The sequence below is a fragment of the Erwinia billingiae Eb661 genome, assembly GCF_000196615.1.
In the GTDB taxonomy this organism is placed as follows: Bacteria; Pseudomonadota; Gammaproteobacteria; order Enterobacterales; family Enterobacteriaceae; genus Erwinia; species Erwinia billingiae.
This window is the reverse complement of the sequence record NC_014306.1, coordinates 4,101,230-4,116,085: the sequence shown is the minus strand read 5'-3', so window position 1 is coordinate 4,116,085 and position 14,856 is coordinate 4,101,230. Positions and strand designations below refer to the sequence as shown.

At 54.6% G+C, this 14,856-nt stretch carries 12 protein-coding genes and 1 tRNA gene; 6 read left to right on the top strand and 7 right to left on the bottom strand.

The genetic code is table 11. From position 1 onward, the window contains the following. Positions 1 to 37 precede the first annotated feature (37 nt). A protein-coding gene (locus EBC_RS20210) for an IS3 family transposase (RefSeq protein WP_231853672.1) occupies positions 38 to 1,095 on the top strand; the annotation gives its coding sequence in 2 pieces (ribosomal slippage) (positions 38 to 290 and positions 290 to 1,095; 1,059 coding nt in all). 255 nt (positions 1,096 to 1,350) lie between these two features. Beyond that, positions 1,351 to 1,965, top strand: coding sequence for a hypothetical protein (locus tag EBC_RS20205; RefSeq protein WP_041692116.1), 615 nt, complete (start codon positions 1,351 to 1,353; stop codon positions 1,963 to 1,965). A 206-nt stretch (positions 1,966 to 2,171) separates the two neighbouring features. Here EBC_RS20205 and EBC_RS20200 read toward each other — a convergent pair whose 3' ends face one another. From EBC_RS20200 to EBC_RS20170, 7 genes are all read right to left on the bottom strand, one after another. After that, the gene (locus tag EBC_RS20200) at positions 2,172 to 3,332 is read right to left on the bottom strand and encodes an IS30 family transposase (RefSeq protein ID WP_013203711.1); all 1,161 of its coding nucleotides are present in this window, start codon (positions 3,330 to 3,332) and stop codon (positions 2,172 to 2,174) included. Between the two features lie 437 nt (positions 3,333 to 3,769). Then, positions 3,770 to 3,845, bottom strand: a tRNA-Phe gene (locus EBC_RS20195). 205 nt (positions 3,846 to 4,050) lie between these two features. Continuing rightward, complete coding sequence (locus EBC_RS20190) at positions 4,051 to 5,367, bottom strand: NAD(P)/FAD-dependent oxidoreductase (protein WP_013203710.1); 1,317 nt, start codon at positions 5,365 to 5,367, stop codon at positions 4,051 to 4,053. A gap of 17 nt (positions 5,368 to 5,384) precedes the next feature. After that, on the bottom strand, positions 5,385 to 6,134 hold the full coding sequence (locus tag EBC_RS20185; RefSeq protein WP_013203709.1) for an amino acid ABC transporter ATP-binding protein: 750 nt from the start codon (positions 6,132 to 6,134) through the stop codon (positions 5,385 to 5,387). Then, the gene (locus tag EBC_RS20180) at positions 6,131 to 6,937 is read right to left on the bottom strand and encodes an amino acid ABC transporter permease (protein WP_013203708.1); all 807 of its coding nucleotides are present in this window, start codon (positions 6,935 to 6,937) and stop codon (positions 6,131 to 6,133) included. The genes EBC_RS20185 and EBC_RS20180 overlap by 4 nt, the downstream gene beginning before the upstream one ends. Positions 6,938 to 6,939: 2 nt before the next feature. After that, positions 6,940 to 7,650: an amino acid ABC transporter permease gene (locus EBC_RS20175; protein WP_013203707.1), complete on the bottom strand. Its 711-nt coding sequence runs from the start codon at positions 7,648 to 7,650 to the stop codon at positions 6,940 to 6,942. Positions 7,651 to 7,667: 17 nt separating this feature from the next. Then, complete coding sequence (locus EBC_RS20170; protein WP_013203706.1) at positions 7,668 to 8,483, bottom strand: transporter substrate-binding domain-containing protein; 816 nt, start codon at positions 8,481 to 8,483, stop codon at positions 7,668 to 7,670. Between the two features lie 230 nt (positions 8,484 to 8,713). Here EBC_RS20170 and EBC_RS20165 point away from each other — a divergent pair, with 230 nt between their 5' ends. From EBC_RS20165 to EBC_RS20150, 4 genes are all read left to right on the top strand, one after another. Further along, the gene (locus EBC_RS20165; RefSeq protein ID WP_013203705.1) at positions 8,714 to 9,517 is read left to right on the top strand and encodes an IclR family transcriptional regulator; all 804 of its coding nucleotides are present in this window, start codon (positions 8,714 to 8,716) and stop codon (positions 9,515 to 9,517) included. Positions 9,518 to 9,532: 15 nt separating this feature from the next. Continuing rightward, on the top strand, positions 9,533 to 10,237 hold the full coding sequence (locus tag EBC_RS20160; RefSeq protein WP_013203704.1) for an SDR family NAD(P)-dependent oxidoreductase: 705 nt from the start codon (positions 9,533 to 9,535) through the stop codon (positions 10,235 to 10,237). Between the two features lie 13 nt (positions 10,238 to 10,250). Then, positions 10,251 to 11,579, top strand: coding sequence for an NAD(P)/FAD-dependent oxidoreductase (locus tag EBC_RS20155; protein ID WP_013203703.1), 1,329 nt, complete (start codon positions 10,251 to 10,253; stop codon positions 11,577 to 11,579). Between the two features lie 1,108 nt (positions 11,580 to 12,687). Next, entirely contained in the window at positions 12,688 to 14,838 is a 2,151-nt protein-coding gene (locus tag EBC_RS20150) for an ornithine decarboxylase (RefSeq protein ID WP_013203701.1), read from the top strand. The last annotated feature ends 18 nt before the right edge of the window (positions 14,839 to 14,856 follow it).

The window sequence follows — 14,856 nt, the reverse complement described above, 5'->3', positions numbered from 1 at the left end:
TTCCGACATATTGATTATGTCCTTCGAGGAGATCACCATGCGAAAAGCCCGATTCACTGAACACCAAATCATCGCCGTTCTGAAATCCGTCGAAGCCGGACGCACCGTCAAAGATGTCTGCCGCGAAGCGGGAATATCTGAGGCCTCGTACTACAACTGGAAAGCAAAGTACGGCGGGATGGAAGCCTCTGATATCAAAAAGATGAAGGATCTTGAGGACGAAAATCGCCGTCTCAAACAAATGTTTGCCGATCTCAGTCTTGAATGCCGTGCACTGAAAGATGTCATCGAAAAAAAGCTTTAAAACCAGCGATAAAGCGTGAGCTCGTCAACTATCTGACCGCGCAGTTTACGATGAGCATACGCCAGGCATGCAGGACGTTATCGCTGAGCAGGACGGTGTATTGTTACCAGCCCGGTACCCGGCGTGATGAAGCGGTGATCCAGGTGCTGACCGGGTTGGCAGAGCGCTATCCCCGCTACGGCTTTAAGAAGCTTTTTCAGGTGCTGCGCAGGCAGGGGCACGTCTGGAACAACAAGCGCGTACACCGGATTTACTGTCTGCTGAAACTGAATTTTCGACGCAATGGTAAGCAACGTCTTACGGTGCGCAATCCGGCTCCGCTGGCAACGCCGGAAGCGCTCAATCAGAGCTGGTCTATCGATTTTATGCACAACGCGCTGGTCTGTGGTCGGCGTTTTCGGACCTTCAACGTGGTGGATGATTTTAACCGCGAGGCCCTTGCGATAGAAATCGATCTGAATATTCCTGCGCAACGAATGGTGCGGGTTCTGGACAGGATAGTGGCGAATCGCGGATATCCGCTGAAGATGCGGATGGATAACGGCCCGGAACTGATATCACTGGCTCTGGCGCAATGGGCTGAAGACCATGGTGTGATGCTGGAATTTATCAAGCCGGGTAAGCCGACACAGAACGCGTTTATTGAGAGGTTTAACAGGACGTACCGGACAGAAATACTGGACTTTTACCTGTTCAGAACGCTGAACGAAGCACGGGAAATCACAGAGCGCTGGCTGAATGAATACAACAGTGAGCGGCCCCATGAATCCCTGAATAACCTGACACCGTAAGAATACCGGCTGATGGCTGAGAAACCGGAAATCTCAAAAAGTGTGTGGAACTAAAGCTGGGATACTTACATATCCACCTATGGTGCTTGGCAGACTGTTAATCTTTCAATCCATGTGTTGGGAGGTACTAATACCGTTGCCGCACCTAGGTAAGCTAGTTGCAACCCAATTACATCTATTATTAATAACTTGAATGTTAAACATTTAAAGTTTGCTGCCGATAGTATATGACCATGAATATTTTGGATTTATTAAATGTTAACTACTTTACTAGCTGCACTTCCCATAGTCATCTCATTTCTCGTTTTTATGCAATCAATCAAAAAAGACAATATCGGATTGCTGAGTGAATTGTCTAAAGAAATATCTAGTGAACACCCTTGTCCTTATGTTGTTGAAAGCCTGATCAGTAAAATTCATCGCATGCGCCCAATACCTTTTACAGATGCATTGTTGATACTAAAAAAAGATAACTCATTTGAGATAATGTTAAATCTTTCTAGGTGTAGGGGGATATTGGAGTTAATTAAACCAGTTATAAATTGTGATGTTCTTGGTTTCGAATACACATGGCTTTTTGCAACATGGCCCCGCCGCATAGGTTGTATGGCTCTTTGTATGGCGGTAGTAGTTGCTTGTTTCTTTGGTACATTACATTATACGGAAGTCTTAGTGCATAACTATCAAGTAGCTAAAGCATTCCAGAAAAATGAACATCAGTTAATGATTAATGAATTTTTTATAATGGCAATTAATGCAATCAAGTTTTTCTTCGTTTTCGTTCTGTATATGGCATTCTCTATTCAACTTATTAAAATAGTTTTTTCCCATATACGAATGATGAAAATTAATGAACTTCTTGAAGAATAGTCAAATTTCATGCGGAGAATATTAGTCAGAGTGACAACAGTGCGCTAGCGTGAGTTCGCACACTGTTGCAAGCAATAAAACAGTACTAAGTTATGCCAGCGTTATGGTCTAGTGTAAGGTCTAATCACCTGCCTAATATTACCCTGACATGCTACCCGCAGATCAGTACATGCCGGTGTTAGCAACGCCCGCTTTTGGCTGTGAGTTCAACCGATGGATGCAACACACTGGTTAAAACGCTCTGCGGGTGATTCATAGTCTAGCGTTTTTCTTGGCCTCTCGTTGAGCTGCCTGGCAACACTGTTTAGTCTTTGCTGGCTGTGAACCGATAAGTCAGTTCCTTTTGGAAAATACTGCCTAAGCAATCTGTTCGTATTTTCATTGGAGCCGCGTTGCCAGGGAGATTGTGGATCACAAAAATAGACCTCAATTTCTGTTGCTACAGTAAAAAGGGTGTGATTAGTCATTTCCGCCCCTCGATCCCAAGTTAATGTTTTATAAAGTTCAACAGGCAGCTGCCGGGCTTGTTTGATTAGTGCGGATATGACTGTGGCTGTCTTGTTATCACTGATTTTGGCAAGCATAACAAAGCGGGAATGGCGTTCTACCATCGTGACAATATATGAGTTTTTAGAGCCCTGTATTAGGTCTCCCTCCCAGTGACCTGGTATAGCTCTGTCTGCAACATCAGATGGCCTTTCGCTGATGGGTATTGCATCCGGTATTGAGCCTAATCCCTTTCCTTTAAGTGATGTCGTTCTGGATTTACGTACTACTCTCCCGCTTCTTAGGCACTGCTGCAGCTCTTTTTTTAAAGCTCCCCGGGTTTGTATAAAAAGCGTTTTATAAATCGTTTCGTGTGACACCTGCATTTCCTGATTATCCGGATAACAGCGTTTAAGCCAACCGGCGATTTGTTCCGGCGACCAGTCCTGATACATCTTCTCTGCAATGATTTTACACAATGCGGGGCATCCAATTAGCTTGCAAGGTTTTGGCCTAAGGGCACTGTCCCACGCGTCCTTATCCGCTTTTGCAGCTCGGTAATGTTTTGCACCTCCATGCCTTTTGATCTCGCGGCTAATAGTTGAAGGGGCTCTTGATAATTTGTCGGCGATGTCCCTGATGCTACTTTTTGCTACCAGCCCCCTGGATATTTCCTCTCTTTCATCAAGTGAAAGAGCCAGCCGGTGTCGCTTTCTGACAGAAGGGCGATAACCACCAGTTTGGTGAATAGTGGGCATAACAGAAGAGTGATATCTGTCGAACATTCTGGCGATATCATGCAGGGAATCACCTTGCTTATACCTGTCCCAGATAATCGCTTTCTGTTCTGGCGTGTAGTAAATGCGCGTTCTTCGTTTCATGGCAACGTCCCCCCTTGTTTAAGGATAGCGTTGCGTCGACCCGTTGAACTCACCGCACTTAGCGGACATTATGGTGCTTCTTATCGAATTAGAGCATTGAACTCAAATGGCCGTTGAAATGATGTTCGCGGACATGGGGACATTACGATAAACCCTAAAGGATAATTCATATTTGTCATAGCAAAAACGATTCTTGGTGCAGATGAGGGGTAGCGATAATTGACAAAATCTGAGGTTGTGTTGACAGGTGTCGTGATGCTTGCAATTATTTACGCCAACGAGAAAAGGGCACTAGCGCTAACTAGTACCCTTTCTTGAAGACTTTTATGTTCAATCTTGGATGATGCATCTGCAAATGCAGTCACCGTTGCTTTGAACACCATCTTCGTTTAGACACCCGTTAGGCTTCTGAGACCTAACCAGCGTGCTTCGATGTATGGTGCCCGGACTCGGAATCGAACCAAGGACACGGGGATTTTCAATCCCCTGCTCTACCGACTGAGCTATCCGGGCAACGCGGCGCATTAAACCTTACTGGCAGCGGGGCGTCAATGGCTTTGTCGTCAAAACGCAACTGATTGCACTCTTTTCCATCAACCTGATGATGAAGTGATAATTTCCTGTGCAGTCAGTCGAAATTTTAAGCCGCACGCACCGTTGTTTTCCTGCACACCCGCACGTTTTCTCGTGCCTTAAAGGTTCTGGCGGCTAACCCACCTCAATCCAGCCGCTTGTCCACCGCGTCACGCAGGCGATACCAGCCGCTGACAAAGGGCACAAACCACGGGCGTCCATCGTACAGCGGAATGCGCTTAAAGGTGGGGCGATCGAACGACAGCGGACGCGGTTCCGTGCCTAGCACCTTCTGCGCCGTACGGTATCCCAGCCAGCTCATCAGCGCCACGCCGTTGCCGTTGCAGCCCACCGCAAAGCGCGCGTTGTCCATCACCCCGGCATAGGCGGTTTTATCGTGCGTCATGCCGACATAACCGCTCCAGGCGTGGCTGATTTTGTAGCCCGCCAATTCCGGCCAAATTGCCAACATCCTCTCGCGGATCTTAATCGCCGCGGTTTTATCGTCGCAGTCCATTATGCCAGGACGCGAGCCAAACAGCAGGCGCGTGCCGTCGGGAGAAGGGCGGGTATAGATCAGATCGCGGCGACTGTCGGTGATCATTCTGCCGCCGGGGATCAGCTTCGCCATCAGCTCGGGCGGTAGCGGTTCGGTGGCGATTTGATAGCTTTTCACCGGCACAATGCGCTTCGCCAGGTTCGGCGTGGCCAGCGTATCGGTATAACCGTTAGTTAGCACTAACACTTCTTGTGCAGTAATGGTGCCGCGCTCGGTGTTAACGATTTTGCCGCCATCGCGTGGCGTAATTGCGGTCACGCGCGCGTGAGAAAACAGAGTGGCACCCAACTGGCGGGCCAAATCGCGCAGCGCCTTATTGTATTTCCCTGGATGCACGCCGCCGTACTCATCGACCAGAATCCCACCGTGATAGAACTCAGAACCGATGATCGACGCCTGCTCTTTACGCTTCACCTTATGCACGGTCACGCCGGTCACCTGGTGCAGGATATCGCCCATCTGATACAGACTGTCGAGCTGCTTTTTGGTGTGCGCGCCAAAATAGCGACCGCCGATAAACAGGTCAGCATCCAGCTGCTCGCTTTTGACCAGCTGCTGAATAAAGTCGAAAGAGGCGATGGAGTCGGCAATCATCTTGCTGAACAGCTCGGGCGAGATGCCTTTGATAGCGCCCCCGACCACCAACTTCTGACCGCTGCTGATCATACCGCCGGTGCGGGTGCTGCCGCCGCTGCCGAGTTCGTTGGCGTCCAGCACCACCACTTTTTTGCCGTGACGTGCCAGCTCAATAGCGGCGTTCAGGCCGGCAAAGCCGGAGCCGACCACTACCACATCGGCGGTGGCCGGCAGAGGATCTAAAACCGTTTCAGGCGGCGCGGCTTCCCACCAGTACGGGCTGGTTTTGAAGTCGGCGGTAAAAAACTCATCAGTTTGGCTTGCCATGGTGTCTCTCAAAAGGATCACAAAACCTGGCCGAGGAATTCGCGGGTGCGCGGATCCTGCGGGGCATCAAAAAGTTGCGCGGGCGGGGCGCTTTCCACTATCCGGCCGCGATCGGTGAAGCACACCCGGTGCGACACTTCACGGGCAAAGCGCATCTCGTGGGTGACCAGCACGCAGGTCATCCCTTCATCCACCAGTTCGCGGATGGTGTTCAGCACTTCTTTTACCGTCTCGGGATCGAGCGCCGCCGTCACCTCATCAAACAGGATGATTTCCGGCTGCATCGCCAGCGATCGGGCGATGGCCACGCGCTGTTGCTGGCCGCCGGACAGCTCGCCGGGATAGCGATCTTCTTTGCCGGTCAGGCGCACTTTGGCGATCAGCTTGAGCGCCCGCTCGCGCACCTCATCCCGCTGATGCTTCAGGACCTGCATCGGCGCCATCATGATGTTGTCCAGCACCGTGCGATGCGGGAACAGGTTGTACTGCTGGAACACCATCGACACCTGGTGACGCAGTGGACGCATCTGCTTCTCGCTGGTCATCTCATGCACGCGGTGATTGCCGACGCGAACGAAGCCTTCATCAACCGGCAGCAGGCCGTTGATGCAGCGCAAAATGGTGGACTTGCCGGAGCCAGACGGGCCGATGATGCACACCGCTTCGCCTTTATTGACGCTCAGCGAAATCCCCTTCAGCACATGGGTATCGCCGAACGACTTGTGAATATTGTCCAGCTCAATAAGGGCGTGGTTACGCTCGCTCATATAGCTTCCCCTTTGGTATTTTTTTCCAGCCGACGCGCCAGCAGCGCAATCGGGTAGCAATAAAAGAAGAACATCAGCAGCACGGTCACGTAGAAGTAAACCAGCGTGCTTTCCCCTTCGGTCGCCAGCGTGGTGCGCAACAGCGTGACCACTTCCTGCACGCCGGTGACGGTGGCCAGCGCGGTGGAGATGGTCAGCAGCGCATACAGGTTCATCCAGCCGGGGATGATGCGGCGGAAGGCCTGCGGCAGGATCACCAGTCGGTAGATCTGCCAGTAGCTGTAGCCCATCGAGCGCGCGGATTCCCACTGACCGCTGTGCACCGACTGCACGGCACCGCGGATCACTTCGGCGAAGTTGGCGGCGGTGGGCAGGCTCAGCCCGACAATCGCCTTAAACAGCGGTGAGAAGGTAAAGGAAATGCCAAACAGCGAGGCGTGATAGGGCAGCAGGTAGAGCATCGAGAACAGCAGCACCAGCCAGGGCGCGTTGCGCAGAAAGTTCATCAGCGCGCGGGCCGGCAGGCTGAGCCAGCGGCGTTTGGCCATCATCGCCAGCCCCAGCAGCAGGCCAAACACGGTGGAAAGCGCCATGCTTACAATGCTGATATAGATATTCAGCACAAAGCCGCCCGACCATGGCCAGCCTTGCTGACTGCCGGTTAACAGCAGCGGCAGCCGCAACCACACCTGATGCCATTCGCCACCCGGATCGTTAAAGATGCTTAACAGCAGTCCGATCAGCGCCAGCAGCGCAAAGGCCTGCTTGGTCTGGCGCTTTCGCTTCAGATAGAGCGCATCCATGATTAACCTCCGTAGCCGGGATAGGCGAGACGACGCTCGACCCAGCCGATAAACCACACCAGCAGGCTGACCAGCACCACATAAATCAGCAGCACTAACAGCATCACTTCCAGCGTGCGGAAGGTGTCGTTGTAGATCTGTCCGGCGGCATACATCAGCTCCGGCACGGTGATTACCGACGCCTGCGAGGTGGTTTTAAATAAATTGGTCAGTACGTTGGTCAGCGGCGGCAGGCAGATGCGTGACGCAATCGGCGCCTGCACGTGCACAAACAGTCCCCAGCGGGAATAGCCGAGGGATCGCGCCGCCTCCAGCGTGGCTTTCGGCACCGCATCAAAGCCGGAACGAAAGGCTTCAATGCACAGCGCGCCGCCAAACAGGCTGAGCGAGACGGTTGCCGAGGCGAAGGCGCTGACCAGCGGCACCTGCAGCCCGGTAACCGGATCGGTGGCGGTAAAGCCAATCTGCGTCAGGGTGAAGTAGAAAAACAGCATCTGCAGCAGCGGCGGCGTGTTGCGAAACAGCTCTACAAACAGCTCGATTAGCGCATCAAGCCAGGCGATTTTGAAGGTCAGCCCAAGCGCACCGGCCAGGCCGATGACGATGGCAATCACCGAAGAGAGTGCCGCCAGCTCCAGCGTCTGCACCACGCCCTGAAGCAGCCATTGCTGATAGGTCGGATCCAGCAGCCAGGAATAATCGAGTCCGAACATCGTTACGCTCCCGCCGCTTACTTGGCTGCGCGGGCGGCTTCGGCACGCTTAGTGATGTAGTCAGAGGGCGGCATATGGTAGGTGCTCTGCCATTCAACCAGCTTGTTTTCGCCTTCCGTTTTCACGATTGCCGCGTTAACCGCGTTTTTGAACGCCTCGTCACCCTTGCGCAGTCCGCCCGCCATCGGCAGGAACTCGTAAGGCTTGATGGCAATTTTGTAGTCGCTCCAGCCCGGCTCGCCCAGCTTGTTCTGCAAGGTCATGTCATCGAAGACCATCGCCACGCAGCGGTTATCCTGCAACGCGCGATAGGCTTCCGGCAGGGCAGTGAAGTTCACCAGCTGGATGCCGTATTTCTGCGTCAGCGTTTTGTTGTAGTAAGAGCCCTGAATGCCGCAGATTTTCTGGCCTTTCAGCTGTTCCCACTGGTTGAATTTGGCTTCTTTGCGCGCCATCACCGACGGGCCCGCTGCCGAAACATACTCAACGGTGAAATCAATTTCTTTGGCGCGCTCTGGCGTTACGCCCAGCGTGGCCATAATCAGGTCGATCTGGCCGGACTGCAGAAACTGAATGCGGTTAGAGGCGTTGACCGGCACCAGTTTGATTTTGTCGGGTGATCCGAGCAGGTTAGCGGCGATGGATCGCGCTAGATCCACTTCAAAGCCGACCGTTTTGCCCTCGGCATTCATAAAGCCGTACGGCGGATAATCGTTTTTGATACCCACGGTCAGTACGCCACGACTTTTGATATCGGACAGGGTGTCAGCATGGGTAATAACAGGAGCCATAATCAGCAGGGAAAGAGCCATCAGTGCGCGATTTCTTTTCATGTTTACATCCTTCCGATGTCGTGGTGATTGCAGGTGATTTCCGGCCTTTTCGGCTCAGGTTTTGGTCTGTCGGCAGCGCGATGCTCTGATTCTTTTTTAGCCCTGGTGTGCTTAAAAATGCATCTCACTTGCCAACCGAGTGTGAAATCTGCTAGAAATTTAGTCAACAAAAAACCACATATTGAAATCTTATAATTAAAAATTCCACATAGTGGAATTCTGGAGGGGCGATGAGCGACGCTCAGGGGAAAAACGGGGTCCAGCTTCTGGACCGTGCGGTGATGCTGCTGGACCTGGTTTCAGACGTGGGCAGCGAAGGTCTGACGCTGAAAACGCTGTGCGAGCTGTCCGGGCTCAACAAGGTGACCTGTCACCGCATTTTGAATTCGCTGGTGGATCATCAGCTGTTGCATAAAGCCCAGGGGGATAAGTGCTACCGGCTGGGCACCAAGCTCCTGATTTACGGGGCGAAGGCGGCCAAAGGGCCAGGCCTGCGTCGCCACTTCCAGCCGGCGCTGGAACGTCTGCGGCAGTTGACCGGCGAGACGGTGATGCTGATGGCGCGCGACCGTGATGATTCGGTGTGTATCGACCGTTATGACAGTGATTTTCAGATGCAGACGCTGACCGGCTCGATAGGCGGCGCGGTGCCGCTCGGTCTGGGTCCCGGCAGTCTGGCGATCCTGTCGTTTCTCGACGCGGAGACGCAGCAGGCGATCCTCGAACGTAATGCGCTGCGGCTGAATAATTGGCCGATCCTGACCAAAACCCGACTGCAGTCGTTGATCGATCAAACCGCCTCGCGCGGTTACGCGCTGGATCCTGGCGAATTATTGCCGGGGATCGGCGGAGTGTCGGTGCCGATCCGCGTGGCGGGTGCGGGCGTGGTGGGATCGCTGGGCTTAACCGTATTGTCACCCCGTTTGACGCCGGACGCCGTGCAGCGCTATGTGGCGTTATTGCAGGAAGAAGTGGCTGGCGTAGAACCGATGTTAAGTCCGCTGGATACGCGTCTGCGGGCATCAATGAGCTAACTGGAGAATAACCTGATGAATGCTTCTACCCGGCGCGTGGCGCTGATCAGCGGTGCCAGCCGTGGAATTGGTGCGGCCATTGCCGCAAATTTATTGGCGAACGGTTGGGCGGTGAGCCTGGGATGCCGGACGCCGGAAGAGGTGGCCAACGCCGATCCTGAGCATCAGCTGGTCTGTCGATTTGATGCGCTGGATGGCGCCACCGAAGACGACTGGATTGCGGCCACCATCGCAAAATTTGGCCGCATCGACGCGGTGATCCATAACGCCGGGATGATGCTGCCGGTTTCGGTGCTGACCGCCACCGACGACGAGTTTGACCGCACTTTTGACGTCAACGTGAAGTCGCCGATGCGTCTGAGCCGCAAGGCCTGGCCGCATCTGGTAGCCAGCGGCAGCGGGCGGATTGTGACGCTGGTTTCGTTATCCGGTAAGCGCGTGCGCGCAGAGCGTTCAAGCCTGTACGCGATGAGCAAGTTTGCTGCACTGGCGCTGGCTCACGGTCTGCGGCGGATTGGTGATGAAGACGGCATTCGATCCACCGCCATCTGTCCGGGGTATGTTGCGACCGATATGGGCACCGCGCTGACGGAAGTGCCGGCGGAGAAGATGACGCAGCCCGAGGATTTGGCGCATCTGGTGCGCACGGTGCTGGAGCTGCCGACCACCACCAGCATTGCGGAGATCCCGGTGAACTGGACCGTGGAAGATCAATACTAAGTGAGGGTAAGTCATGGGTCCAGTCGTTGATTTAGTGCCATCGTCGGCAATCTTCCCGACACAGGCGGAAGTGGTGGTGATCGGTGGAGGGATTATTGGGGTGGCGACGGCGTTGTCGCTGGCTCAGCGAGGGATCCAGGTTGTTCTGTTGGAGAAGGGCACCGTTGCCGCCGAGCAATCCAGCCGCAACTGGGGCTGGTGCCGCCGGGCCGGGCGCGATCTGCGCGAGCTGCCGTTGATCGAACAAAGTTTGAGAATGTGGGAGGGGATGAATCAGTTGGTGGGTCGGGAAACCGGTTTTCGCCGCGAGGGCATTCTCTACACCTCACGCACTGAAGCGCAGCGCGATCGGCATCAGCGTTGGTGTGACGAAGCCCGTCAGTATGATATTCACAGTGAAATGCTGTCGGCAGCGCAGACCGCCGCCAGGCTTCCGGGCCTGAATCAGGCGATAGCCGGTGGCATGTGGACGCCGTTGGATGGTCGGGCCGAGCCACAAAAAGCCGCGCCCGCGATGGCGATGTACGCGATGGCGTTGGGAGTGAATATTCAGCAGCATTGCGCCGTGCGAACCATTGAGCGTGCTGCCGGACGGGTGAGTCACGTGGTGACCGAGCACGGAGCGGTGGCCTGTCAGTCGGTGGTGGTGGCTGGCGGCGTCTGGTCCCGGTTGTTGTTGCAGGGAATGGGGATCACCTTGCCGCAATTAAAGGTTTTGTCGACGGTGATGAGAACCCGGCCGGTAAATTGTGAAATCGCGCCCTGCGTCAGTTTTGGCGGCGTCGCGATGCGCAAGCGGTTGGACGGTGGGCTGACCATCGCCAGTTCCGCGCTCAATACCGCCGATATCACGCCTGATTCGTTACGTTTTCTGAAGGCTTTTTTCCCGGCGTTCTGGCAGGAGCGCAAGGCGTTACAGTTGCGGTTGGGGCAGCGTTTTGTGGAAGAAGCGTTGCACTGGCGGCCTGGTCAGGCGGATAAAGTCTCGCTGTATGAGCGGATCCGGGTGTTGGATCCACAGATCGATCCGGCGGTGCTCAAACAGATCCTGATTAATCTGCAGCAGTGGTTGCCAGCGCTGGGCAACGTGCAGGTCGCGCAAAGTTGGGGCGGAATGATCGACACGATGCCGGATGCGATCCCGGTGATTTCAGGCGCGCCAACGGTGCCCGGTCTGTTCATCGCCACCGGTTTTTCCGGGCACGGTTTCGGCATCGCGCCCGCCGCAGGGCAGTTGATGGCTGATTTGGTGATCGGTTCAAAACCGATAGTCGATCCCACGGCATTTCGGATGGCGCGCTTCAGCGACGGCGAGAAGATCGCGGCGCAGCACTGGCTGTAGCTCTGGGGTTTGGTAGGTCGTCTGTTTTTTCTGGTGGCAAAGTAGGAGGAGAGTGGGCTGTGGAGTACGGTAAGTCGTCTGTGGGTGGGGTGGCAAGATTGGGTGAGAGTGGGCTGTGGAGTACGGTAAGTCGTCTGTGAGTTGGGGTGGCAAGGTTGACGGGACAGTGGGCTGGAATGCGGAAAGTCGTCTGTATGTTCTGGTGGCACGCTCAGGAAGAGAGAGTTGAACACAAAGACGCCGTGCACCCATCCCTGGGGGCTCAGCGGCGACATCCCTGTCGCCGATGCTTTGCTTATCAACTCTCTCTCCCTTCCCCTAAGCTTCAAAGTCGCCTGCTTAAATAGGGGCAACACACTTCAAAAGCAGATTAGTGCTGCCTGCCAGCTCTAAGCCAAACAAACCCTGCCTTTGACCTGTGTATCCACCAAACCTATCAACTACACGAATGTTATAAGGTGGCGGCAAAGAGCGCGGTAGCCGAGTGTCTGCGGCAGGGATGCCGCAGCCAAGCCTCCAGGGACGGATTTACGGCGTCTCGGATACCGCGCTCTATGCTGACGCCAAACCACGAAGCCGGTGTTGACCTTCACCCCGTTGAATATCTTTGCAACAAAACTGCATAACCAACAGAAAAATAACCTTTTTTATTTTTATCGACAATTTTACCTGCTAAATATCAATAGGTTAGCCAACCTGCCGCCAGCCGCTAAATTCACCCGCCGTCTTGAACCTGAAAAAAAAAAGTGCCATCATTGCGCCCACTCTGACGGATAACGTCACCACGCCACTTTAAGGTCGCCGCCATGCCTGGTTCACTGCTGAAAAACAGCACCTGTACCCGACATTCACGTATGTCGCTGGCGCGCCGATCCGCTTGTCACATCCTGTCGAAAAAATCTCTCACCGTGCGGTGAGGTTTTCATACGCTTACTGTTGGCCATGAGTAAAAACAGACGCGATCTGATTTTACTGATGTCTATCGGTTGAAGCCGGACCCTGTTGGCTGTTCACCTGTCTGACACCTTTCGCCGGAAGAGGGCTATTGCCGTCTCCCATTGCTGTGCCTCTGGCACCCACTCATCCTTGACGCCTGAGGATTTGTGCTATGACACCACTGAAAATTGCAGCCAGCACCACTGTGGCTATCCACCTCCAGACCGGACGCGAAGTCGTTACGCTGGAGAAAACTGATTTTACGGATGTGGCGGCGGTGGTCGTTTCTGTTGCCGACTCCCGTAGCGGCATGCTGGCGCTGCTGCGCCATACCGGCTTTAACCTGCCGGTGTTTATCTCGCTGGACTACCCTGAGCAGGAACAGGAAATTGACCTGCCGGAAAACGTCGGCCTGCTGACCGGTGCCGGGGACGATGCGATCAAACTCGAAGCCGCCGCGTCCGAATACCAGAGCGAACTGCTGCCGCCGTTCTTTAATACGCTGACCAAATATGTCGCGATGGATAACAGCACCTTTGCCTGTCCCGGCCACCAGGGCGGCGCTTTCTTCAAAAAGCACCCAGCTGGACGTCAGTTCTTCGACTTCTTCGGCGAAAACGTCTTCCGCGCCGATATGTGCAATGCCGACGTAAAGCTGGGCGACCTGCTGATCCACGAAGGATCGGCGAAACATGCACAAAAGTTTGCCGCGAAAGTCTTCAACGCCGATAAAACCTATTTCGTGCTGAACGGCACCTCCAGCGCCAATAAAGTGGTGACCAACGCCTTGCTGACGCGCGGGGACCTGGTGCTCTTCGACCGCAACAACCATAAATCGAACCACCACGGCGCGTTGATCCAGGCCGGTGCGACCCCGATCTACCTCGAAACCGCCCGCAACCCGTTTGGCTTTATCGGCGGTATCGATGCGCGCTGCTTTAACGAGGACTACATCCGCGAGCAGATTAAACAGGTGGCGCCGGAACGCGCGCAGGAAGCCCGTCCTTTCCGCCTGGCGGTGATCCAGCTTGGCACCTACGACGGCACCGTCTATAACGCCCGTAGAGTGATCGACAGCATCGGCCACCTCTGCGACTACATCCTGTTTGACTCGGCATGGGTCGGCTATGAACAGTTTATTCCGGTGATGGAAGCCTGCTCGCCGCTGCTGCTGGAACTCAATGAAAACGATCCGGGCATCTTTGTTACCCAGTCGGTGCATAAACAGCAGGCCGGTTTCTCGCAAACCTCGCAGATCCATAAAAAAGATAACCACCTGCGCGGCCAGAAGCGCTTCTGTAGCCATAAACGCCTCAACAATGCCTTTATGCTGCACGCCTCAACCAGCCCGTTCTATCCGCTGTTTGCCGCGCTGGACGTGAATGCCAAAATGCATCAGGGCGAAGCAGGGCGTCGCCTGTGGCACGAGTGCGTCACCCTCGGCATCGATGCCCGTAAAGCAATCCTTGCCCGCTGCGAAATGATTAAGCCGTTTATTCCCGATGAAGTGGACGGCAAACCCTGGCAGGATGCGAAAACCGAAATCATCGCCTCGGATGCCCGCTACTTTAGCTTTGCGCCGCGCGCTGACTGGCATGGCTTTGAGGGCTACGAGAAAGATCAGTACCTGATCGATCCCTGTAAGCTGCTGCTGACCACGCCGGGCATCGATGCCGCCAACGGTCAGTACGCGTCCTTCGGCATCCCGGCCACTATCCTGGCTAACTACCTGCGCGAAAATGGCGTGGTGCCAGAGAAATGCGACCTTAACTCGATCCTGTTCCTGCTGACGCCCGCAGAGAGCGTCGAGAAAATGGCCCATCTGGTGGCTAAGCTGGCGCAGTTCGAACAGCACGTCAAAGAGGATGCGCTGTTATCCGACGTACTGCCAACCATCTACCGCAAGAATGCGAAGCGCTACGCAGGTTACACCCTGCGTCGTCTCTGTCAGGAGATGCATCAGCTGTACGTCAGCTATGGCGTGAAGGATTTGCAGAAGGCGATGTTCCGTCAGGAAAGCCTGCCAAAAGTGATGATGAACCCGCAGGATGCCAATATCGAATTTATTCGTGGCAACGTCGAGCTGGTGCCGATTGCGAAGGCGGAAGGACGCATCGCGGCGGAAGGCGCACTGCCTTATCCTCCGGGCGTGCTCTGTGTTGTGCCTGGCGAAGCTTGGGGCGGGGCGGTTCAACGCTACTTCCTGGCACTGGAAGAAGGGCTTAATCTGCTGCCTGGCTTCTCGCCGGAACTGCAGGGCGTCTATGCCGAAGCCGATGAGAATGGCGTGAAGCGTCTGTTTGGCTACATGCTTAACGCGTAACGGCGGTCAGTAACAGGT